The organism is Mesorhizobium sp. M0904 (genome assembly GCF_040319475.1).
GTDB lineage: Bacteria > Pseudomonadota > Alphaproteobacteria > Rhizobiales > Rhizobiaceae > Mesorhizobium.
Window position 1 is genome coordinate 31456 of sequence record NZ_JAMYOC010000025.1, and the last position, 20226, is coordinate 51681.

At 63.2% G+C, this 20226-nt stretch carries 23 protein-coding genes; 9 read left to right on the plus strand and 14 right to left on the minus strand.

Going from position 1 to position 20226, the window contains the following annotated elements; translation table 11 throughout:
• Nucleotides 1-23: 23 nt before the first annotated feature.
• A complete protein-coding gene (locus tag NKH80_RS24075; RefSeq protein WP_352993962.1) occupies nucleotides 24-779 on the minus strand; it encodes a hypothetical protein in 756 nt (251 codons plus the stop codon).
• A 124-nt stretch (nucleotides 780-903) separates the two neighbouring features.
• A complete protein-coding gene (locus tag NKH80_RS24080; protein ID WP_352479940.1) occupies nucleotides 904-1797 on the minus strand; it encodes a DMT family transporter in 894 nt (297 codons plus the stop codon).
• Between the two features lie 90 nt (nucleotides 1798-1887).
• Here NKH80_RS24080 and NKH80_RS24085 point away from each other — a divergent pair, with 90 nt between their 5' ends.
• A complete protein-coding gene (locus NKH80_RS24085; RefSeq protein WP_352993966.1) occupies nucleotides 1888-2814 on the plus strand; it encodes a LysR family transcriptional regulator in 927 nt (308 codons plus the stop codon).
• Between the two features lie 229 nt (nucleotides 2815-3043).
• A complete protein-coding gene (locus tag NKH80_RS24090; protein ID WP_031211156.1) occupies nucleotides 3044-3277 on the plus strand; it encodes a DUF2093 domain-containing protein in 234 nt (77 codons plus the stop codon).
• Nucleotides 3278-3528: 251 nt separating this feature from the next.
• Here the strand turns inward: NKH80_RS24090 and lpxK are convergent, their stop codons facing one another.
• The 7 genes from lpxK to NKH80_RS24125 all read right to left on the minus strand — a co-directional run bounded on the left by lpxK (nucleotide 3529) and on the right by NKH80_RS24125 (nucleotide 9554).
• A complete protein-coding gene (gene lpxK, locus NKH80_RS24095; RefSeq protein WP_352993970.1) occupies nucleotides 3529-4569 on the minus strand; it encodes a tetraacyldisaccharide 4'-kinase in 1041 nt (346 codons plus the stop codon).
• Nucleotide 4570: 1 nt separating this feature from the next.
• A complete protein-coding gene (waaA, locus tag NKH80_RS24100) occupies nucleotides 4571-5887 on the minus strand; it encodes a lipid IV(A) 3-deoxy-D-manno-octulosonic acid transferase (protein ID WP_254817457.1) in 1317 nt (438 codons plus the stop codon).
• Complete coding sequence (locus NKH80_RS24105) at nucleotides 5884-6663, minus strand: lysophospholipid acyltransferase family protein (RefSeq protein WP_023717166.1); 780 nt, start codon at nucleotides 6661-6663, stop codon at nucleotides 5884-5886. Before NKH80_RS24105 ends, waaA begins: the two co-directional genes overlap by 4 nt.
• A gap of 5 nt (nucleotides 6664-6668) precedes the next feature.
• On the minus strand, nucleotides 6669-6914 hold the full coding sequence (locus NKH80_RS24110) for a DUF4170 domain-containing protein (RefSeq protein ID WP_352993973.1): 246 nt from the start codon (nucleotides 6912-6914) through the stop codon (nucleotides 6669-6671).
• Between the two features lie 74 nt (nucleotides 6915-6988).
• Nucleotides 6989-7795 (minus strand): 3'(2'),5'-bisphosphate nucleotidase CysQ, encoded by an 807-nt coding sequence (locus NKH80_RS24115; RefSeq protein WP_254817456.1) that lies wholly within the window; start codon nucleotides 7793-7795, stop codon nucleotides 6989-6991.
• Nucleotides 7782-9125: a TldD/PmbA family protein gene (locus tag NKH80_RS24120; RefSeq protein ID WP_352993977.1), complete on the minus strand. Its 1344-nt coding sequence runs from the start codon at nucleotides 9123-9125 to the stop codon at nucleotides 7782-7784. The genes NKH80_RS24115 and NKH80_RS24120 overlap by 14 nt, the downstream gene beginning before the upstream one ends.
• Nucleotides 9126-9287: 162 nt before the next feature.
• Nucleotides 9288-9554 carry an FAD-dependent oxidoreductase gene (locus NKH80_RS24125; protein ID WP_352993981.1) on the minus strand — a complete coding sequence of 89 codons (267 nt, stop codon included), beginning with the start codon at nucleotides 9552-9554 and terminating at the stop codon, nucleotides 9288-9290.
• A 244-nt stretch (nucleotides 9555-9798) separates the two neighbouring features.
• Here NKH80_RS24125 and NKH80_RS24130 point away from each other — a divergent pair, with 244 nt between their 5' ends.
• Together NKH80_RS24130 and NKH80_RS24135 are read left to right on the plus strand one after the other, a co-directional pair.
• Entirely contained in the window at nucleotides 9799-9939 is a 141-nt protein-coding gene (locus NKH80_RS24130; RefSeq protein ID WP_352509461.1) for a hypothetical protein, read from the plus strand.
• Complete coding sequence (locus tag NKH80_RS24135; protein WP_352993984.1) at nucleotides 9933-10247, plus strand: ABC transporter permease; 315 nt, start codon at nucleotides 9933-9935, stop codon at nucleotides 10245-10247. Before NKH80_RS24130 ends, NKH80_RS24135 begins: the two co-directional genes overlap by 7 nt.
• Before the next feature lie 12 nt (nucleotides 10248-10259).
• Here the strand turns inward: NKH80_RS24135 and NKH80_RS24140 are convergent, their stop codons facing one another.
• Together NKH80_RS24140 and epmA are read right to left on the minus strand one after the other, a co-directional pair.
• On the minus strand, nucleotides 10260-10934 hold the full coding sequence (locus tag NKH80_RS24140; protein WP_352479931.1) for a DUF8692 domain-containing protein: 675 nt from the start codon (nucleotides 10932-10934) through the stop codon (nucleotides 10260-10262).
• Between the two features lie 319 nt (nucleotides 10935-11253).
• Entirely contained in the window at nucleotides 11254-12300 is a 1047-nt protein-coding gene (gene epmA / locus NKH80_RS24145) for an EF-P lysine aminoacylase EpmA (protein WP_352993987.1), read from the minus strand.
• Nucleotides 12301-12414: 114 nt separating this feature from the next.
• Between epmA and efp the strand changes: the two genes are divergently transcribed.
• Nucleotides 12415-12981 carry an elongation factor P gene (gene efp, locus NKH80_RS24150; RefSeq protein WP_023674374.1) on the plus strand — a complete coding sequence of 189 codons (567 nt, stop codon included), beginning with the start codon at nucleotides 12415-12417 and terminating at the stop codon, nucleotides 12979-12981.
• 131 nt (nucleotides 12982-13112) lie between these two features.
• Here the strand turns inward: efp and NKH80_RS24155 are convergent, their stop codons facing one another.
• On the minus strand, nucleotides 13113-14120 hold the full coding sequence (locus NKH80_RS24155) for an AraC family transcriptional regulator (RefSeq protein ID WP_352751669.1): 1008 nt from the start codon (nucleotides 14118-14120) through the stop codon (nucleotides 13113-13115).
• A gap of 226 nt (nucleotides 14121-14346) precedes the next feature.
• On the opposite strand from NKH80_RS24155, the gene NKH80_RS24160 reads away from it, so the two are divergent.
• The 4 genes from NKH80_RS24160 (at nucleotide 14347) to NKH80_RS24175 (ending at nucleotide 18346) form a co-directional block, all read left to right on the plus strand.
• The gene (locus NKH80_RS24160) at nucleotides 14347-15729 is read left to right on the plus strand and encodes an FAD-binding oxidoreductase (RefSeq protein ID WP_352509456.1); all 1383 of its coding nucleotides are present in this window, start codon (nucleotides 14347-14349) and stop codon (nucleotides 15727-15729) included.
• 476 nt (nucleotides 15730-16205) lie between these two features.
• On the plus strand, nucleotides 16206-17246 hold the full coding sequence (locus NKH80_RS24165) for a glycosyltransferase family 2 protein (RefSeq protein ID WP_352509473.1): 1041 nt from the start codon (nucleotides 16206-16208) through the stop codon (nucleotides 17244-17246).
• Entirely contained in the window at nucleotides 17221-17913 is a 693-nt protein-coding gene (locus NKH80_RS24170) for a class I SAM-dependent methyltransferase (protein ID WP_352509455.1), read from the plus strand. Before NKH80_RS24165 ends, NKH80_RS24170 begins: the two co-directional genes overlap by 26 nt.
• On the plus strand, nucleotides 17906-18346 hold the full coding sequence (locus NKH80_RS24175) for a GtrA family protein (protein WP_352993990.1): 441 nt from the start codon (nucleotides 17906-17908) through the stop codon (nucleotides 18344-18346). The genes NKH80_RS24170 and NKH80_RS24175 overlap by 8 nt, the downstream gene beginning before the upstream one ends.
• Here NKH80_RS24175 and NKH80_RS24180 read toward each other — a convergent pair.
• Together NKH80_RS24180 and NKH80_RS24185 are read right to left on the minus strand one after the other, a co-directional pair.
• The gene (locus NKH80_RS24180; RefSeq protein ID WP_352509452.1) at nucleotides 18343-18975 is read right to left on the minus strand and encodes a hypothetical protein; all 633 of its coding nucleotides are present in this window, start codon (nucleotides 18973-18975) and stop codon (nucleotides 18343-18345) included. The two genes, NKH80_RS24175 and NKH80_RS24180, sit on opposite strands and share 4 nt — an antisense overlap.
• On the minus strand, nucleotides 18962-20119 hold the full coding sequence (locus NKH80_RS24185) for a putative hexosyltransferase (protein ID WP_352993993.1): 1158 nt from the start codon (nucleotides 20117-20119) through the stop codon (nucleotides 18962-18964). The genes NKH80_RS24180 and NKH80_RS24185 overlap by 14 nt, the downstream gene beginning before the upstream one ends.
• Nucleotides 20120-20226: the final 107 nt, after the last annotated feature.

The following is a 20226-nucleotide window of genomic DNA, read 5'->3' on the forward strand; positions in this document are numbered from 1 at the left end:
CGCAATGCCAAGCGGGCACCCGCTCAGTTCACCAATTTATGATACTTTTTGGTTTTAGGAGAGAAAGCATAGTCCATGCTATAGCCGGCGCCGCCGCCGCGAAAGCTTACAGAAATAATCTCGACGGTTTTTTCCGTGTGTTTTTGAACGTTCATATAGATTGGTGTCATCAGCATGCCCGCGTCGCAATCTTCGTCATCGAAAACGATCTCTTGAACGACTTTCTTGCTGCGCTTGCTGATGACTAGCAACTTTTCCATGCAAATGCCGGCGTCGGTTTTCGCGTAGATTCCCGCAAATCTATCGGTGGCGGTCTGCGCCCAGAACGGGATCTCAACGGTTCCATCAATCTTCCCGTCGCCGGTATCGTCCAGGCTCGCAACTTTCTTGAGCGTAACGGGATGTTTGTCCGCACCCTTGCTCCATGCCCCCGTTGCACCGCTTTCACCAATGTCCAGAGAAAATGGGCATCCAGTAGTGTCGACGGGCGTTTTCGATCCCATGACCAGGACCCGGTCGAATTCCTTGTCGTCCGCAACCTCGCAAAGGGACACGCTGGTGCCGTTGATCTTGCCGTACACGGCTATCGGGCTTTGCTTCGCGTCGTAGAAATAGCTCCCCTCGACCGTAATCCCGCTGCCGAAACTGTCATTCCTCTGCAGCGACAGGTGGACTGGGTTAGGCCCAATGAAACCTTCGTAATTTTCGACCTGATACCAACCCGCGGCGGCTTTTTGGCTGAGCAGCAACACGAAAAAAACTGCGGAGATAAACTGCATTCCCATGTCGACCCTTACTGCGCTTCGCCAACGCGATCAACATAGACACCCGCCTGGCTCGTGTCTGCATCGCAATGGCCGTCAGTAGCCGGTTTGAGTCGGCAAAAGGCCTCAACCATCTGATTCATCTCTTCAAATTCACCACGATGACGCCACCAAGCGCCAGCGCGCCGCCGATGATGCCGAGCACTGTCGGCACTTCGCCCAGCCAGAAGAAGCCGATCAGCGTCGCGACCGGCGAGACCAGGTAGAGGAAATTGGAAGCGCGCGCGGCGGGCAGCCGGGAAAGTGCTGTTGCCCACGCGGCATAGGCGATGAGGCTGGGCACGATGCCAAGAAAGATGACCGCGCCGAGCCCGGCGGTGTCGGCGACCGCCGCCTGCGCCAGACCGCTCGGCAGGAAGGGCGACAGGCAGAGCGCGCCAAGCACCATGTTCGAGGCAGAGATCGTCAGCGGGTGGTGGCGGCCAAACAGCGGCTTCTGGACGATGGTGTTGACGGCCGAGCACAATGCCGAGCCGAGGACAAGCAGCGCACCACTGTTGAAATGCAGCCCTTGCCCCTCGCCCATGGCGATGATGCCGATACCGGCGAAGGACAGGAATGTGCCGGCCCAGGCCAGGCCCGAGAAGCGTTCGCCGAGCAGCGCCATGGCCATGATGGCGGTGAAGATCGGGCTGACATTGATGATGAAGCCGGCCGCACCGGCCGAAACGGTCAGTTCACCGAAATTGAGCATCACCGTGTACAGCGCGACGAAGACGGCACCACCGAAGACAAAGCGCCAGAGTTCATCGAGCCTGGGCAGTGCCGGCCGCTTGACAGCGAGAAAGATCGCCGCCGGAACCGCGGCGATGGCAAAGCGCAGCGCGCCAAGTTCCAGCGGCCCGAAAGCGGCAAGGCCGGCGCGGATCGCCGGAAAGGCCGAGGCCCAGCCGACCACCGTCAGCGCCACCGCGATGGCAGCCGCGGCATCCATGCGCTGTGTCGTATTCAACGTGCCGGTGTAAGCGCTCATCTGGGTGTCCTCGCGATCCAATGCCATCAAGTAGAGAAACGCTATTGCGGGTCGGTTGACAAACGAACAAATCGAGGATCACCTGTGACTATGGATCACAGCTTAGACCCGATGCTGCCGCTCGAAACGCTGCGCGCCTTCGACGCCGCGGCTCGGACCGGCAGCTTTTCGGCTGCGGCCGAGAAGCTCAATATCACCCATGGCGCCGTCAGCCGGCAGATCGCCAAGCTCGAGGGTTGGCTCGGGCTGAAAGTCTTCGATCGCGGCGCGCGCGGCGTCTCGCTGACCGTCGAAGGCAACCGCCTGCATCTGCGCACCACCGAAGCCTTCGCCCTGATCGCCAGCAATTCGGATCGCTGGGTTGAGCCGCGCGGCACGGCGGTGGTGCGGCTGACCTCGATCCCCTCGGTCAGCGGGCTGTGGCTGATGCCGCGCATGGCGGCGCTGGAGAACCACCCGTCCAAGCTGCGCATCGTGCTCGACGTCGACATCCGCCAGGGCGATCTTGCCGACGAAGGCATCGACCTGTCGATCCGCTGCGGGCGCGGCCGCATTCCGGGCCGGATCTCGGTGCAGCTTTTCGAAGAATATGTGTTCCCGGTCGCCTCTCCGGAATTGGCCAGGGAGATCGGCCGCGGAGATCCTGCCCGGCTGCTCGAATTTCCGGTGATCAACGATTCCGACGCTTCGGCCTGGCGCGCCTGGTTTGCGGCGCAGGAGATGGACTATCGGCCGCGGCCGCACGACCGCCGTTTCGAGGACTACAACCTCGTGCTCGACGCCGCCGCGCACGGGCTCGGCGTTGCGCTGGCACGTCCGCCGTTGACGGTGGACCAATTGAAGTCGGGCCGCATCGTCGCCGTCGACGAACGCAGCGTTCTCAGCCCGATATCCTACTGGCTCGATCGGCCGCTGGGGCGGCCGCGCGCAGCGGCCGCCGAACTCGCCCGGCGCATCGCCGTCCAGGCAGGGCTGCCAGCGGAGAAGATCGAGCAGTTTATCACGGCCGAGGAATGAGATGCCTAAGACGCGTCGCGTTCGACCGGCATCATGCGACGTGCTTCAGGTTCTTGTGTTTATGCATGTCGCGCAAAACCGCCGCACACTTTGCGCGACATGCATTGGCATTCGCTTTGCCGGCTTGTTTGAGCAAGTGTCACCAGAAACAGAACCAGGCAAGGCCAACCAAGCTTGACCTCGCCGCAATTTGTGGCGATGACATCGTCATGAATTTCGGCACCACCCCATGATGAACCGTTTCGAAGGTCCCGGCGGCAAGGAAGCCCGCATCCGCTATCTCGATGGCGACTTCCAGGTGACCAGCCCCGGCGCCTTCGTGCGCTGCGCGGTGACCGGCGAGAGCATCCCGCTCGACGAGCTCAAATACTGGAGTGTCGCCAGGCAGGAACCCTATGTGAATGCCGCCGCCTCGCTGCGCCGCGAGATCGAAGCGCATCCGGAACTGCGCCGCCGACGCTAGTCTAGACTAGTCCAGCGCAAATGGGAGTCGCCCCGTTGCGATCCTGCGCCCTCTGCCCCCCGGGTCAGGCCGGCAACACCGAAACTTTAGAGCCTATCTTGAAATAAAAAACCCGCCTCAGGCTCGAAGGCGGGTCACCGGCGAATCATCACCATACCGAAGTCAGTAGCATAGCTGCCGGCACAAAGCAAGAACAAAATACGCTCGACCGGCGGAAAGCTGCAAATTCCAGTCCTACACCGCCTCGGTGCTCAAGCTGCTGATCGACCCCTCAGCCTGCGCTGCCGCCAGGCATCCAGCGTCTCGTCGATAATGCGCTGCGGCACGTGGTCAAGCTCGAACACAGTGTCGATCTTCAGCACATCGAGCCCGTCGAGGAATTCTGGCGGTGCTGCGCCGTGACGCAGGCGGGCAGCGTCCTTGGCGGTGGTAATGAGGCCAAGCCCGGCTTTACGTGCTGTCGCCGCCAATTCGGCAAGCTCGTCCGCACTGTAGAAATGATGGTCTGGAAATGGTCGGGTCAGCGCAAGCTCGCCCCCGGCCTCGCTTACGGTGTCGAAAAACCTGTCGGGATGACCGATGCCGGCGAACGCCAGGAACCGCCTGCCGGCCAGCGTCACCTTGCTGCTCGGCACGGTATGCGCCTCGAAGATCGGCCTGCCGGCGCGCGCTGCCTGGCGCACGACCGTATCGGCCGCGGTGCCCTCGCCCATTTTCAGCAAGGCGCTGGTGAAGACCAATTGGTCGACGATGTTTGCCCGCAGCGGCCCGCCGGGGATGACGCGGCCATTGCCGATGCCATGGCGCGCGTCGACGACGACGAGCGCATAGTCGATGTGGATGCGCGCGCTCTGAAAACCGTCATCCATGATCAGGAAATCGCAGCCGAGCTTCTCCAGCAGAAGCCTGGCGCCGGCGGCCCGGTTCGGCGTCACCGCGACCGGCGCGTGTTCGGCCAGAAGTAGCGGCTCGTCGCCGACATGCTTGGCGGCGTCGTGGTGCGGATCGACGATATGCGGCTGCGCGAAGGAGCCGCCATGGCCGCGCGACAGGAAACCCGGATTGCGTTGCATGCGCCGGGCCTGCTCGGCCAATGCGATCGCCACCGGCGTTTTGCCGGTGCCGCCGACGGTGAAGTTGCCGACGCAGAGCACCGGCGCCTCGACCTTTTCGCGCGGTGCATGCCGCATGCGGCGACCGGCGACAAGCGCATAGATGGCGGAGAGCGGCGACAGCGCCGTGACCCGCCAGTCGGGCTCTTCCCACCAGAAGGGCGGCGCTTCCGAGGTCACGTCAGCGCCCGTTCGCGCCCTTCAGGCGCGACTTGACGACCAGCGGCTGGATATAGGGCTCGAGCGACCTGAGCGTATGTGCCAGCGCACCGCGCATCTCGTCGACCGTCGCCGCACCCGCCGCCATCATCTCATGGCGGGCCGCCTCGTTGGTCAAAAGGAAATTGACGGCGCCGGCCAGCATATCGCGGTCGCGCACCAGCTTGGCGCCGCCGCTATCGAGCAGGCGCTGATAGGCCTCGCGAAAATTCTGGACGTTGCGGCCGGCAAGCACCGCCGTCTCCAGCATGGCCGGTTCCAGCGGGTTCTGGCCGCCCTCGGAAGTCAGCGAACGGCCGACAAAGGCGATTTCCGTCAGTCTCAGATAAAGCCCCATCTCGCCGATCGTGTCGCCGAGCAGAATATCGGTGTCGGCAGTGATCCTGTCGCCCTTGCTGCGCTGCGCCAGCTTCAGGCCCATGCCGGAAATCTGGGCGGCCAGCTGCCCGGCGCGATCGGGATGGCGCGGCACGATGATCGTCAAGAGCCCGTGGTGGCGCTTGTGCAGCATGGCGTGAACTTCGGCGGCGACCGCCTCTTCGCCATCATGGGTCGAGATCGCCGCCCAGGTCGGGCGACCGCCGATCTGGCGTTTCAGCGCCGCCAGTGCCCGCTCGTCGGCCGGCGGCGGCGCGGTGTCGACCTTGAGATTGCCGGACACGGTGACCGGCCGGGCGCCGAGCGAAAGGAAGCGCTCGCCATCGAGATCCGATTGGGCAACGACATGGGCGAGATTTTCGAACAATGCTTCGGCAATGTTGGCGCGCTTCTTCCAGGATTTGAAAGAGCGGTCGGACAGCCTGCCGTTGACCAGAACCTGTGGCACGCGGCGGGCGCCGAGTTCCAGGATGGTCATCGGCCAGATCTCCGATTCGGCGATGATCGCCAGGTCCGGCTGCCAATGGTCGAGGAAGCGGCTGACCGCCGGCTTGAGGTCGAGCGGCACATATTGGTGGATGATCCGGTCGCCCAGCCGTTCTTCGGCGACCTGCGCCGAGGTGACGGTGCCTGTGGTCAGCACGATGTTGACGCCGTAATCGAGAATGCTCTCGACCAGCGGCACGACGGCGATGGTCTCGCCGACGCTGGCTGCATGGATCCAGATCACCGGGCCTTCGGGGCGCTCGCGTCCGGCGACGCCGTAGCGTTCACGCCGGCGAATGCGGTCCTCCTTGCCTCTGGACGTGCGCCAGGCGACGTAAGGTCCGACCAGCGGGTAGGCGGCGGCCCCGGCGAAACGGTATGCCGTCAGGAAGGCGCGCGCCCAGCGCATACTCATTTCGAACCGTCCACAAGGCGATAAGCCTCGGCGGTCGCGGCATTGAGCGAGGCCGTGACCTCCTGGCGCTTGCGTTCCATTTCCGCGGCGTCGGCGTTGGCCGGCACGAAGACGGGTGTGCCGACGACAATCGAGGAGCGGCCGAAGGGCAGGTTGATCGTCGTCTTGTCCCAGCTGCCTTCGATCACCTTGCGGCGGCTGGTGGCTATGGCTGCAGGCAGGATCGGCCGGCCGGACAGCCGCGCCAGGAGGACGACACCCAGCCCCGCATCGCGCGGCGTGCCGTGGGGAATATCAGCAATCATGGCGACATTCTTGCCGGTGGCGAGCGACTTTTTGAGGGCGATGAGCGCCTTGGCCCCGCCCTTGTCGAGATGCCTTGCGCTTTCGCGCCCGCCAGAGCCGCGCACCGCCTCGATGCCGAATTTCTCGACCATCAGCGCGTTGAGCTCGGCATCGGCGCTGCGCGACACCATGGCAACCAGCGGCCGTCCCTTGGGATAATAGGCCGGGGTCAGCAAATGCTGGCCGTGCCAGAGCGCGATAATGCCAGGCTCGAGCTGCGCATAGGCGCCGCCGGAAAACTTGGCCGATCCGTCGACCATGCGGTTGGTCAAGCGGACAAGGCGGACGAAATACGCAAACAGCGCGGCAAGCGCATTCTTGACGAATCGCGACTGCGCCAGCGGTTCGCGGATCTTGCGCCAGAACGTCTTCGGCTTGCGACGTCTGACCGCCGACCGCGGGGCTGATCGCTTGACCGCTTCATGGTTCATCGATGTCAACCGACAGCCTTGTTTTCGGGGTCGAGCAGGCGGTGCAGGTGAACGACGAAATAGCGCATATGGGCATTGTCGACGCTGGCTTGCGCCTTGGCCTTCCAGACGGCGTGCGCCGATTGGTAGTCCGGATAAATGCCGACGATGTCGAGCGCGTCGAGATCGCGGAATTCGGTGCCGCCCAGCTTCTTGAGTTCGCCGCCGAACACCAGGTGCAAAAGCTGTTTCTTTCCGTCGTCAGCGGCCATGTCGATCCTTCACATATCGTGAGTTTGAGACAGGTCTAGACCAAAGCCGCCGACTTTGGAACTATTGATAATGTTCAATTGTCCAGCCCGGCGATGACGCCGGCGAGCACGGCGAGGAGTTCGCCGCTGCCGGCGGCGAGCGGTCCGTGACGGATCACTTCGCCGGCATAGAGCGGCGCGCGGCCGTGCCGATCGAGCACGGCGCCGCCTGCCTCGCGTAGGATGAGATCGGCCGCGGCGATGTCCCAGTCATGCGCGTTGGCCTTGACGAAGGTGGCATCGAGCTGGCCGCCGGCGATCATCGCCAGCCGGTAGGCGAGCGACGGAATATAGGGCACCCGCTTCAGCCGTTTGTGCCATTTCGCCGGCAGCAGGTCGATCATCGGCTTCGGTCCGGCGATTTCGGCCGTTTCCGCCGGCGGACGCACGCTGATGCGCTTGCCATTCAGGAACGCGCCCTCGCCGGGCAGCGCCCAATAGATCTCGCCCTTCGCCGGGCAGTCGAGCACGCCGGCAAGCGTGCGGCCGTTCTCGACCACCGCGACACTGACGCACCATGTGGGCAAGCCCTCGAGGAAGCCGCGCGTGCCGTCGATCGGATCGACGACGAAGGTGCGGCGCGCGATAAGCCTTACCGGGTCGTCGACGGTTTCCTCCGACAGCCAGCCATAGTCCGGCCGGGCCGCCAGCAAGGTTTCGCGCAGATATTTGTCGGCGGCGTGATCGGCTTCGCTGACCGGCGAGGTGCCGCCCTTCATCCACACCTGCGGATTGTTGTTGAAGTACTGCATGGCGATGAGCCCTGCTTCGCGGGCAGCGTCGCGCAGCAGCTGCAGGTCTTCAGTAGCGCCGGCCGAGACGGCCGGATCAAGCTCCGGCAAGGGTCATTCCTTCGATCAAAAGCGTGGGCGCGGCAGTGCCGAAATTGCGATCGAGATCGCTCGCCGGAACCATGTTGAGGAACATGGTTTTCAAATTGGAGGCGATGGTCACCTCGGCGACGGGATAGGCCAGCTCGCCGTTTTCGATCCAGAAGCCGGAAGCGCCGCGGCTATATTCGCCCGTCACCATGTCGACGCCCTGGCCGAACACTTCGGTGACGTAGAAGCCGGTCTTGAGCGACTTGATCAGCTCTTCCGGCGTCCGTTCGCCAGGCTCGATTGCAAGATTGGTCGATGACGGCGAGACCGACGAGCCGTTGCGCGAGCCGCGCCCATTTGTGACGAGGCCGAGTTCCCGAGCCGCGGAAGTCGACAGGAACCAGTGGTTGAGCACGCCCTTGTCGACCATGAACAGTTTTTCGCCCTCGACGCCTTCGCCGTCGAACGGGCGCGAGGCCTGGCCGCGGCGCCGGAGCGGCTCGTCGGTGACGGTAATTGCGGCCGAAGCCACCTTCTTGCCCATCATGTCGCGCAGAAAGCTGGTCTTGCGCGCCACTGCGGCGCCATTGATGGCACCGGCGAGATGGCCGGCAATGCCGCGCGCCACGCGCGGATCGAACACCACGTCGACCGGCCCGGTCGCAGCCTTGCGCGCGCCAATACGGCGTACAGCGCGCTCGCCGGCCTTGCGGCCGATGTCTTCCGGCGCGTCGAGATCGGAAAAATGCTGGCGCGAAGAGAATTCGTAATCGCGCTCCATGCCGGTGCCCTCGCCGGCGATCACGCTGGTCGAGCGCGAAAAGCGCGACGCGACATAATGGCCGACAAACCCATGCGAAGTGGCGAGCACAAGGCCGCCCAGCCCGGCACTGGCGCTACTGCCGGCCGAATTGGTGACGCCCTTGACGGCAAGCGCCGCCGCCTCGGCGGCAAGGGCTGCTTCCTTCAACTGGTCGGCCGATACCTGAGTGGCGTCGAACAGATCGAGGTCGCGCGGCGTCTTGACCAGCAAGGCCGGATCGGCGAGACCCTGATAGGGATCTTCGGGCGACACTTTGGCCATGGCGACGGCACGCTCGGCCAGCATATTGGGGTCGGATGCCGCCGTTGCCGAAACGCTCGCTACCCGCTTGCCGACGAAGACACGCAGCGAGACGTCTTCGCTCTCGGACGCCTCTGTGCCTTCGACCTTGCCGAGCCGCACCGACACGCCGGTCGAACGGCCGCGCACCGCAACCGCATCCGCCGCATCGGCGCCGGCCCGTTTGGCAGCCTCGACCAGGGCTGCGACGCGATCGGTCAGTTTCGCTGCGTCGAGCGTATCGGTCATGCGCATGATCCTGTTATTTCCGGCCGGCTGAGGGGCAGCCGTTGCTGCACCATCTATTGTCCCGGTGCGGCTTCTGCAATGGGAGAAGCGGACAATCAGGGGGCATCCAGCCCAGGTCGGTGCGACTCCTGATCGCAACCCGACGGCGAAATGTTCGATCGATCAGGCGCGGAAGCGATCAGCCGAAAACGCCGCGAGACGCGCTGGATCGCCGCGTCCAGCGATCAGTTCGGCGACCAGGCGCGCGGTGATCGGCGCGAGTGTCAGGCCGAGATGACCATGACCGAAGGCATGGATCACCCTGGAGCTGCCGCGCGACGGACCGATGACGGGCCGGGAATCGGTGACATTCATCGAGTCCGGGAAGTACAGACCGCTGGCCCCGGTCGCGGGCAGGCCGGGCTCCAGCGCGGCCACCGCTTCCGGCATCAGAACCTCTTGATGGACGCCAAACCCGGCGCGCAGCGCCCTGCCCCCAGCGGCCTTGGCGAAATCGCTCTCGCGACGATACAAGTAGAGACAGCCGTGGAGCGCGGCAAGTCTGCCAGGTCAGCGTCCGCCACCACCTCCTCCCAGGCGGGCAAGGCCTCGGCCAGCAGACCGGCGAGCGCCAGCGCATTGGCGCGGGTGGCCGCCGGAAGCGATTGCCGCACGAATTGGAGGCATTGAAAGAGTGCCGCCGGAGCAGGCGATCTTCCTGCAGGTGTTCATGCCCACATTCTTCGTCGCCGCGGTGGAGACGCTGGCCACGCTGATACTGGGCTTCCCCCTCGCCTGCCTCATCGCCTCCGTGCCCAAGGGCCTCGCATGGTGATCCTGTTTCTCCTCGTGCCGATCCTCGTTCCGGTTCCCTTGTCGTTCAACAGCGGCGCCTTCTTCATCTTTCCGCTGGAGGGGATTTCGACGCGCTGGTACGCGGTCGTGCTCGGCACCCAACGCTGGCAATCGGCGATCGGGAACAGCCTGATCGTTGCGTTCGGGACGACGCTGGTCGCGACGACACTCGGCACGTTTGCAGCGATTGCGCTTTCCGACGAAAAGTTTCCCGGCCGCCGCATCGTCATGCCGCTGCTGCTGTCGCCGCTGATCGTGCCGGTGGTGATCACCGCCGTTGGCTCATAGCGTGTGCGGCAGTCAGCCTGTAGAGTTGGGATCGGCTGGATCCACCCACGGGCGGCCCAATCGTGTCACCATCGCCGCGTACCCGACGGCACCTGCCGCCCAAAGAAAGATGCCAAGCTCTTTGACGGCGTCTTCGGCGATGTCGACCGCCGAATCCGGGGTTGGAAACAGCTCTCCCAACTGGTCGATGGCTGCTGACATCGCGAGTAGGAAGCCTGCGGCCACAAATACGATCGTGCCCTCAAATGTCTTCCGTCGCAGCCGAAAGAACCAGAACAACCCGGCGACGGCATAGGCAATCATGGGAACAATCTCTGGTATCGCAACAACGGGCAGCACGTCCTCATGGATCAACAACAGGTCATCGAGGCCCAAGACCAGGGTAAGGCCGCCGAGAAAAGTGCAATCCCATCGGCGCGTGAGCCGACCAGCAAACAGGGTCGCAGCGCCGGTGCCGATCCATAATGAGGCACCCAGAGACGAAATCCACCCCGTATAGAAGCCGACGTCGGCGGCTGCAGATGGATCTCGATAGAAGATCGTAGCGTCCAGACCAAGAATTTGCGCGACGAACAGCGCGGCCAAGAGCATCACAACGTTAATCGCTGCGGCCGCAAGTATGACCAAGCGCCAGGACATTGTCCATTCGCCGCCATGCTTTGCGTCCAGCGCATTCTTGTCTGGCATTGTGCCCAGGCCCATTCTGAGTACGATGGCCGCTAGCTCCGCTGCGCCGCGAACTCCGCCAGCACTATGCCGGGCCATCATGATCGCGGCAACACACGGAACGGTTGCAGCGCTTCGCCATGACCAGTCGTCGTGGTGCAGTTCCTGGCCAGTGGCAACGGCCGCGCGAAAAGCTCTCCCGGCAATCACCGCCGCCGGCACGCTATGATGGGTCTGTCGATGTTCGTCGTCGCTAATCTTCTAGCCGACGGAGCCAGCGGCGGCCTGGCCTGACATGTAATTGGTCCAAATCTGACGCGTCGGTCAGCCCAACCTATCGTCAGGGACCAGTCACCGGCGTCCAGATCACGTCGTCGAGCCTGAGCGCGCCGGTGGCGAGCATTACCAGCCGGTCGAAGCCGAGCGCGGCGCCGCTCGCCTGCGGCATGATGGCGAGCGCGGCGAGGAAATCCTCGTCGATCGGGTAGCGTTCGCCATAGACGCGCTGCTTCTCGTCCATCTCGGCGGCAAAGCGCCGGCGCTGCTCGGCCGGATCGGTCAATTCGCCAAAGGCGTTGGCGAGCTCGACGCCGCAGCAATAGAGCTCGAAGCGCTCGGCGGTGCGTGGATCGTCGGCGCTCGGCCGGGCCAATGCCGCCTCCGAGATCGGGTAGCCGTAGAGGATTGTGGCACACCCCTGCCCCAGCGCCGGTTCGATTTTTTCGACCATCACCCGGCTGAACAGGTCGGCCCAATTGTCGTCGGGCGCGGTCCGCAATTCGGCCTGGACCAGGGCGGCATGCAAGCCCTCGCGGTCGGTGCTGCCGTCGGCTGCTACCGTCGCCAGCAGATCGATGCCGGCATGGCGCATGAAGGCCTCGGCGACGCTCAACCGTTCCGGCTCGGCAAACGGGTCGGCCTCGCGGCCGCGGAAGCTAAGACGCTTTGCGCCCGCCCGTTCGGCCGCCAGCGCGACGAGCTCGGCGCAATCGCGCATCAGGCTCTCATAGGTCTCGCCGACGCGGTACCATTCGAGCATGGTGAACTCAGGATGGTGCAAGGGGCCGCGCTCGCGGTTGCGCCACACAGCCCCGAGGCTGAAGATGCGCTCTTCGCCGGCGGTAAGCAGCTTCTTGCAGGCGAATTCCGGCGAGGTATGGAGATAGAGCGGCTGGCGCTGCCCGTCCGGCCCGATCGCCTCGGTGGCAAAGGCCGACAGGTGCGCTTCATTGCCGGGCGAGACCTGCAGGGCCGATGTCTCCACCTCGACGAAGTCGCGGCGGGCGAACCAGTCGCGCATGCCAGCGGCAATGGCGTTGCGCAGAATCAGCCGCGGCCGGCGGTCGGCGTGGACATGCGGCGTCCACCACGGCGAAGCGGCGGTCATCGGCTTCAGGGGAATTGCACAGAGGGCTGGCGATTGCGGCCAAGATGCGCTAGGCCGCACGCAACGGCCTCTCCAGCCGATTTGCGCCAACAAATTTTATCAGGATGGAAACCCGTGAAGGTCATCGCCAGCTCCTTACGCAAAGGCAACGTCGTCGAAAAGGACGGCAAGCTTTATGTGATCCTCTTTGCCGAAAACATTCATCCTGGCAAGGGTACGCCGGTCACCCAGCTCGACATGCGGCGTATCTCCGACGGGGTAAAGGTTTCCGAGCGTTACCGCACCACAGAGCAGGTCGAGCGCGCCTATGTCGAGGAGCGCGAGCACACGTTCCTCTACCGTGACGGCGAAGGCTTTCACTTCATGAATCCGGAGACTTACGACCAGGTCGCGGTGCCGGAAAGCGTGGTCGGCGACATGGCGCCCTATCTGGTGGAAGGCATGCCGGTGCAGATCTCGCAATACAACAACATCGCCATCTCGCTGGTACTGCCGCAGCGCGCCACTTTCGAGGTGGTCGAGACCGAGCCGGTGACCAAGGGCCAGACGGCGTCCTCGTCCTACAAGCCGGCAACGCTGTCCAACGGCGTGCGTACCCTGGTGCCGCCACACATCAGCGCTGGCACCCGCGTGGTGGTGATGACCGCCGATGGCGCCTATGTCGAGCGCGCGAAGGATTGAGGCGCGAGGCCTGAAACGCCTCGCCGAACGCGTCGAGGCTGCCGGTCATCGTCAACCGCTTTGTGGCAGGGGCTTTCGAGCATTGGGACGCTTTACGCGGACCGAAGCGTCAACGCCCTGCCAGTTCTTTCCTATTGCACGACGCCAGCGGGCAATCTCTGAGCCTCGAGCAACGCCGACCGTCCCTTTCGCCAGGTGCCAGGTGGAATGCCGACGAACTTTTTGAAGGCGCGATTGAAGGCGGCTTCCGACTCGTAGCCGACCTCGGCACCCGCTTGCGCGATGCTCATTTCAGGGCGTTCGAGCAAGCGTCCTGCCAGTTGTAGACGCCAGCGAGCAAGATAGTGCATGGGCGAAACCCCGACATAGTGGGTAAAGCGGCTCGCAAACGCCGTGCGCGAGAGCCCTACTTCGCGGGCGAGCCGGTCCAATGTCCATTCCTCCCCGGGGCGAGCGTGGATGAGCCGGAGCGCCTCGCCGACATGTGGATCCCGTAGGCCTGACAGCCAGCCGCGCGAATCGTCGGGCAGGGTCTCGAGATGGCGGCGGATGATCTCGACAAACATCAGCTCGCTCAGCTTGGCGAGTATCGTCTCACAGCCCGCCCGCCCACTGCCACCTTCTGCCAGCGCCAGCCGAAAAAGGTCGATAACCCAGCTGCTTCCATCGGCGGGCTTGCGGGCGCACAGGATGGCCGGCAATGCGGCCAGGAGAGGATTGAAGGGACGTGCATCGCAGCCAAGATACCCGCAAATGAACCGGGTCCGCTCGTCTCCCCCGCCACCATGGATCACCGCAAACGGCAGGCTCTCGTCTATCGGCCGATAATACATCGCCATATTGGGTTCGCCCCGCGCCCCCGGCGAGGAGCTCAACACGTTCGGAACACCACCGGGGAAGACAACGACATCACCGGCGTTCACGAGCACCGGGGGCACCGAATCGTCTCCCAGCGCGGCCCAGCACGAGCCCGACATCACGGCATGAAAAGAAATGATGTGCTCTGCCTCCGGCATGATGGCGGCGGCAATGTCGGCCGTGCCCGGCGACTCGCCAACCCAGGGAGAGCTGGCGTCAACGTCGAAATAGATCGCACCGGTGAGGCGAACGGCTCGGAGCACATCGGAAAGGACATCCATGCACTACACCTCCGGAAACGATCGGCTACTCCCTTTGACAACGAGTTTTTCCGCCAGGCATCTCGAACTATCCGGCAATATGGCCGCCCGAGCAACTATCCATCCGGTCTAATCCTACTCTGAACGATCGGGCAACAGAAATGGACGATGTGACATTTGCGGGAACAGCGGACGGGATTAGCGTTTCATCGGCCGGCCGACAGGTCCAATAACAGGGAGGAATGTCATGAACGATGAAGACATCACCAAATTCGCAGCAAGCCTGCGAGGCGAAGTCATCCGCGCCGGCGACGCCCGCTATGACGAGGCCCGCAAGCTCTACAACGGCATGATCGACAAGCGGCCGCTGATCATCGCCCGCTGTGTCGACGTCGCCGACGTAATCACAGCGGTGAATTTCGGCCGCGACAACAATTTGCTGGTTGCGGTACGTGGCGGCGGCCATAATGGACCAGGATTGGGGAGCTGCGACGACGGTCTGGTGATCGACCTGTCGGCGATGAACGGCGTGCGCGTCGATCCGGATGCCCGCACGGCGCGGGTAGGCCCGGGCTGCACTCAGGGCGACCTCGACCATGCCACCCATGCCTTTGGCCTGGCCGTACCGGCGGGCATCATCTCGACCACCGGGGTCGCCGGACTGACGCTGAGCGGCGGCCATGGCTATCTGACGCGCAAATATGGCCTGACCATCGATAATCTGGTCGAGGCCGATGTCGTGCTTGCCGACGGAAGCTTCGTCACCGCCAGCAAGGAACGGAACCCCAACCTGTTCTGGGCGCTTCGCGGCGGCGGCGGCAATTTCGGCATCGTTACCAGCTTTGTGTTCAGGCTCCACCGGGTCAGCATGGTCTTTGCGGGGCCGATCGCATGGGATCAGCGCCACGCCCGCACCATCATGCAGCATTATCGCGAGTTCCTGCCGAACGCGCCCGAAGAACTCGGGATCTTCCTCGGGCTCAAGACCGTCCTGTCGAGCGCACCCTTCCCGGAAGAGTTTTGGGGACAGCGGATGTGTCTGCTGATGTGCTGCTACAACGGCCCGGAGGAAAAGGGCAGAGAGGCGCTGGCCCCGCTGCTCGATGCGCTGCCCGCGCCCTGGTTCAACTGGATGGGAACGATGCCCTATCCCGCGGTGCAGAGCATGTTCGATGGGCTCTACCCGAAGGGAATGCAGTGGTACTGGCGGGGCGATTTCGTCAAGACGCTGTCCGACGAGGCGATCGACGCCCATCTCGAGCAGGCGGCGAAGACGCCGAGCGAGCTATCGCTCATGCATCTCTACCCGATCGATGGTGCGGTCCATCGCGTCGGCAAAGACGAGACACCCTGGAATTACCGTGATGCGACCTGGTCGATGGTCATCGCCGGGATCGATCCGGACCCACAGAAAGCGGGCCCGGTGACGCGCTGGACCAAGGCCTACTGGGAGGCCGTGCATCCATTCGATCTGGGTGGCGCCTACCTGAACTTCATGATGGATGACGAGGGCGATGCAAGGCTCAAGGCGGCTTATGGCGACAACTATGAGCGCCTGGCTACGCTGAAGAAGAAATACGACCCGAACAACCTCTTCCGGGTGAACCAAAACATTCGACCGGCTGCTTGACGGCGGCGACCGGCCAGGCCGGCAAGTGTCGTACCGGCTGCGGGCCAGCTGAGGCTTGGCCGGTACGATAAGGCGGCCGGTTAGGGCGCTCGCTGGCCTGCCAGCGGGACACTCGGCCGCGCTCGCCGACCGTGTTCCATGAGCGATGTCCGGCATGCGTCAAAAGCGGTCGGCCCGCACCCTTAGGGTCACCCGTAGCCCCGCTTTAACCGACAAGTCCGGGAGAGTAGGCCTCGCGGTCAACGCGTTATGCCTCAACGACTGCTTCTCGCCAGCCCGATCGCGCCGGCAGCCACCGATAGTTTACGCCTCGATGTGGACGTCCGACCTCACGACGACATCCTCCAAGTGCTTATCGAGAACCGGTACTCCCTCCAGAACTAGATAAATTAGCAGTTTCTTAAGTGCCTTTGGAACTTTGTAGCTTTCGTTCCATTTTCAACCGCATGCGAGAGTCTGTGGTCCACGACCCTGGAATGACGGTGAACAGGTCACCGCCTCGCTACTCGCTGGTCCTGCCCGTATACAATGAAGAACAGGTGCTTCCTCGGCTGATCGAGCGGATCAGTTCGCTTATCGGCCGGCTGGACGGCGAAACGGAGGCCATCTTCGTCGATGACGGAAGCCTCGATGGAAGCGTCGAATACCTCCAAAAGGTGGTTGCCGCCGAGCCGCGCTTTCGGCTGATCGAATTTTCCCGCAATTTCGGTCACCAGGTGGCGATTACCGCCGGTATGGACGCCGCTGCGGGCGATGCCGTCATCGTCATGGATGCAGACCTGCAGGACCCGCCGGAAGTCGTTCTCGACCTGGTGGCAAAGTGGAAGGAAGGCTTCGAGATCGTCTATGCCCGCCGAGTCAAGCGCGAGGGCGAATCCTGGTTCAAGCGCTTTACGGCAAGTCTTTTTTATCGCCTGCTGGAGAAAATGACGTCGGTCGATATTCCGCGCGACGTCGGCGACTTCCGCCTGGTCGGCCGCAAGGCGCTGGAAACCTTCAAGCATATGCCCGAACATGACCGCTTCGTCAGGGGCATGTTCGGCTGGATGGGCTTCAAGCAGACGGCAGTGCCATTTGAGCGCCACGCCCGAACCCTGGGCCAGACCAAATACCCATTCTGGAAGATGATGCACCTTGCGGTTCACGGCATCGTTAGTTTCTCCGAGAAGCCGTTGCGCCTGGCCCTCTGGGGCGGATTGGCCATTTCCGCGCTTGCGGTGGTCTTTGGTGCCTACGCCATCTTTGCCTGGTTTTTTGAAACCGGCATCATTGCCGGCTGGACATCAACCGTGGTGATCGTGTCGCTCCTGTGCGGCATCAACCTTTTCATGACCGGCGTGGTCGGACTCTATGTCGGCAGCATCCACGCCGAGGTGAAACGCCGCCCGCTGTATGTGATCGATCGGCTCACCGGCTTCGACGAGGCGATGCGTGCCGTCTCTGGTGAGCGCCGCCGATCGTTTCACAAGCCCAGGAGTGGAGTCCCCGCCAATGGGCGAACTCTTCGACAGCTATAATTCCAACTATGGCGAGGCGGTCGAAGGGTCCATCCGGTTTTCCGGACTCAGGCACGACTTCTTCCTTGTCGCCAAGGCGGACCTGCTGCGGCGTCTGCTCGTCGAGCGAAAGCTTGGACAGGGTGGGGCGACCGTAAGGGCGCTGGATGTCGGCTGCGGCGTCGGTTCGCTCCACCCCTACCTCGAAGGTGCTTTCGACAGCCTGGATGGCTGCGACGTCTCGCAAGAATCGATCTTGCGTGCCAGCCAAGACAATTCGCGTGTGGCCTACAGGACCTGCAGCACGCAGCGGCTGCCTTATGAGGACGGCACGTTCGATCTGGCTTTCGCCAGCTGCGTCGTCCATCATGTCTCGCCCGCTGTCTGGCTGGATTTCTTCCTGGAACTGCGCCGCGTCGTGCGGCCGGGCGGCGTCGCCTGCATCATCGAGCACAATCCCTACAATCCACTGACGCGTCTTGCGGTGTTTCGGTGTCCGTTCGATCACGAGGCAGTCCTGCTCAACGCCGCTAAAGCAAGGTCCCTTTTTCAGGAAACAGGCTTCAGGGACATCCGCTCCGAGCATTTTCTGCTGCTACCCTCGGCAACGCCCTTGGCCAAAAAGGTCGAGCGCCTGCTTTCCGCCCTGCCGCTTGGAGCGCAGTATGCGTGCAGTGCGCATGTCTGAGCGCCGTTCGACCGGCGACGCTGGGCTGAGGCTGCTGGCGCGCTTCGGGTCGGTCGGCATTGCTGCAACGATCCTATATGCAGTGATGGCCACCGCTTTGGTCAAATGGCAACGGTTCGGCCTCTCGCCGGTCGGTGCCTCGCTCGCGGCTTATACCGCTGCCGCCCTGTTTTCTTATCTCGCGCATAAGTTCGTGACCTTCGCGTCGAGCGGATCGCATCGATCGGAGGCTCCGCGTTTTCTGTTGTTGACGGCGACAGGCTTCGCCGTTGCCTACGCGGCGCCGGCACTTTTGACCGCGAAATTCGGCCTTCGACCGATCATCGCCATCCTGGTTACATGCTTGCTTGTTCCGGCGGTCAATCTTCTCATGCTCGACCGCTGGGTTTTCGCGCAGCGAAGACGCGGCCAGCAGCGTGATCGCCTGCCCTAATCCGCCTCAATGGGATCGAGCCGGAGCGACAACAATTTGATGGAGCGCTTGTAGATGTTGCTGGCGGCCGGACTTGGCGGAATGCCGTCGAGGTAGTCGAAAGCGATGTCGAGTGTTTTAGCCTCGGCGAGAGCCGCCGGTGGGATAACGAACGAGACCGTTCGTGGCTCTTTGCCGGACAGCGTGACCGCATGCGCCCGAACGCGGTTTACCGAGATCACGACCCTTTGCGTGACCTGTGGCGGGCGAATGACGGCGGCCATTTGCAGCGTAGCCGTCAGGCCGTCGCGGAGCGGCGGTATCTTCAGGCGAAGCCGCGAGGTCTCGCCCAGCGAATGGGTGCCGTCGGCTACCGGTCCCGACCAGCCGCAGACCCTCATGCCGGCTGCCTTTTTGGCTCCGTCGGACCGGAACGACACCGTCTGGCCAAGGGTGTAGCTGCCGACCGCATCGCGATTGAGGCAGGTTGTCATCCAGTCGATGTAATAGGCGCGATAGTCGGCATTGACGTTTGGATTGACAGCAAGCGCAAGGATGATGACTTCCGCCCCGGCCAGAACCGCCGCCAGCGTGTAGCCGCCAAGCGAGGCCGCGCGCCGATGCGGGCCCGGAGTGCTAGACCAGGGCAAGATAGCCCCCGATCCATGCCACCGTCATGAAATAGCAGGCGCCAAGGAAGAGACCCAGAGCCGAAAGAAAAGTCAGCTTCGACGCCGACAACAACGTGGTCAGCAACATTGTCAGAGGCGCAAGCCCAATGACGTATCTGACCATGGAGGCCAGGTTCGTGATCAGCGGCAGGATGATGCAGCAGGCGCAGAACAGCGCGGCGCCATATTGCCTGCGAACCGCCAGAACCGCCGATAATGCCAGTCCTATGAGTGCGGCGAGCGCGCTCCATTGCGGCGCCGTAGGCAGCCATCCAGTCGTCGGAACGGCCGAGAGTCCATCCCATATGAAGGCGAGCGGATTGCCCGCCACCCGTCCAAACGCGCGCTGGACGTGCAGGAAGGCAAAGCCGTCCCCGACCGTCAGATAGAGGAACAGGATGTAGGCGAACAAGCCGGCAGGCGAGATGAGAATTGCAACGAGCAGATCCGGTCGGCCAAGCACCCAACGTGGGAACGAAAGCGCCGATCCGCCCTTTGCGCGGTAATCCCTGAACATCTGAATGACGGTCGCAAATACAACAAGCACTCCGACGAGCCTGGTTGCCGACAGCAGAGCCGATGACAGCCCCGCGGTCAGATAGCTGGAGCGTTTGAGTGCCAGAAAAACGCACGACGTCAGGAGCACGAAAAGAGGTTCGGTCAGGAAAGTCGTGAAGTGAAAGGAGAACGGGCCGCTGAGCAGAAAGGCGCAATACAGCACATAAGCGCGCATGTTCTTCTCGAGCAGCGGCCACGCCACCAGACAGGCCGCGTAGCTGCACGCAATCGATGCGATCGACGCGAGCAGTATCGTCGGCAAAGGGAAAACAGACCGGATTGCCGCCACCAGCATCGGATAGAGCGGAAAGAAGCCCCAGCGTCCGACATTGCTCTGGCCTGGAATGGGAAAGCGCTCATAACCGTGTTCGGAAATGTCGACATACCACGCGCAATCCCACCGGCAGAGCGCCTGGGCATAGGCTGCGAAGCCTGGTTCCGCCGAGATCGAGGCAAATGCCGCATAGCGAATGGCCAGTCCACTGACGGCGAACAGCAACGGCACCGCCACGACGGCGACCGCAATATGGCGACCGCCGGGACGCGCGACAGCTTCGAGCGCCAAAATCTGCCTCCACCCGTTCAAGTGGCTGGCGCCACTCAAAGCTAGATGACGCGCGCCCGGGCGAATTCAAGGCATGCAACGCGGCTCAAAAATTGGCGATATCGCCT

Bases quoted from the DNA above. Each gene is read 5' to 3' on its own strand.
- NKH80_RS24110 (WP_352993973.1), bottom strand. From the start codon at position 6,914: ATGGCCGCTGACGACGGAAAGAAACAGCTTTTGCACCTGGTGTTCGGC.
- NKH80_RS24080 (WP_352479940.1), bottom strand. From the start codon at position 1,797: ATGAGCGCTTACACCGGCACGTTGAATACGACACAGCGCATGGATGCC.
- NKH80_RS24170 (WP_352509455.1), top strand. From the start codon at position 17,221: ATGGGCGAACTCTTCGACAGCTATAATTCCAACTATGGCGAGGCGGTC.
- NKH80_RS24105 (WP_023717166.1), bottom strand. From the start codon at position 6,663: ATGAACCATGAAGCGGTCAAGCGATCAGCCCCGCGGTCGGCGGTCAGA.
- NKH80_RS24090 (WP_031211156.1), top strand. From the start codon at position 3,044: ATGATGAACCGTTTCGAAGGTCCCGGCGGCAAGGAAGCCCGCATCCGC.
- NKH80_RS24155 (WP_352751669.1), bottom strand. From the start codon at position 14,120: ATGGATGTCCTTTCCGATGTGCTCCGAGCCGTTCGCCTCACCGGTGCG.
- NKH80_RS24120 (WP_352993977.1), bottom strand. From the start codon at position 9,125: ATGACCGATACGCTCGACGCAGCGAAACTGACCGATCGCGTCGCAGCC.
- NKH80_RS24175 (WP_352993990.1), top strand. From the start codon at position 17,906: ATGTCTGAGCGCCGTTCGACCGGCGACGCTGGGCTGAGGCTGCTGGCG.
- NKH80_RS24075 (WP_352993962.1), bottom strand. From the start codon at position 779: ATGCAGTTTATCTCCGCAGTTTTTTTCGTGTTGCTGCTCAGCCAAAAA.
- waaA (WP_254817457.1), bottom strand. From the start codon at position 5,887: ATGAGTATGCGCTGGGCGCGCGCCTTCCTGACGGCATACCGTTTCGCC.
- NKH80_RS24165 (WP_352509473.1), top strand. From the start codon at position 16,206: ATGACGGTGAACAGGTCACCGCCTCGCTACTCGCTGGTCCTGCCCGTA.
- NKH80_RS24140 (WP_352479931.1), bottom strand. From the start codon at position 10,934: ATGCCAGACAAGAATGCGCTGGACGCAAAGCATGGCGGCGAATGGACA.
- NKH80_RS24125 (WP_352993981.1), bottom strand. From the start codon at position 9,554: ATGCCGGAAGCGGTGGCCGCGCTGGAGCCCGGCCTGCCCGCGACCGGG.
- NKH80_RS24085 (WP_352993966.1), top strand. From the start codon at position 1,888: ATGGATCACAGCTTAGACCCGATGCTGCCGCTCGAAACGCTGCGCGCC.
- epmA (WP_352993987.1), bottom strand. From the start codon at position 12,300: ATGACCGCCGCTTCGCCGTGGTGGACGCCGCATGTCCACGCCGACCGC.
- NKH80_RS24160 (WP_352509456.1), top strand. From the start codon at position 14,347: ATGAACGATGAAGACATCACCAAATTCGCAGCAAGCCTGCGAGGCGAA.
- NKH80_RS24135 (WP_352993984.1), top strand. From the start codon at position 9,933: ATGGTGATCCTGTTTCTCCTCGTGCCGATCCTCGTTCCGGTTCCCTTG.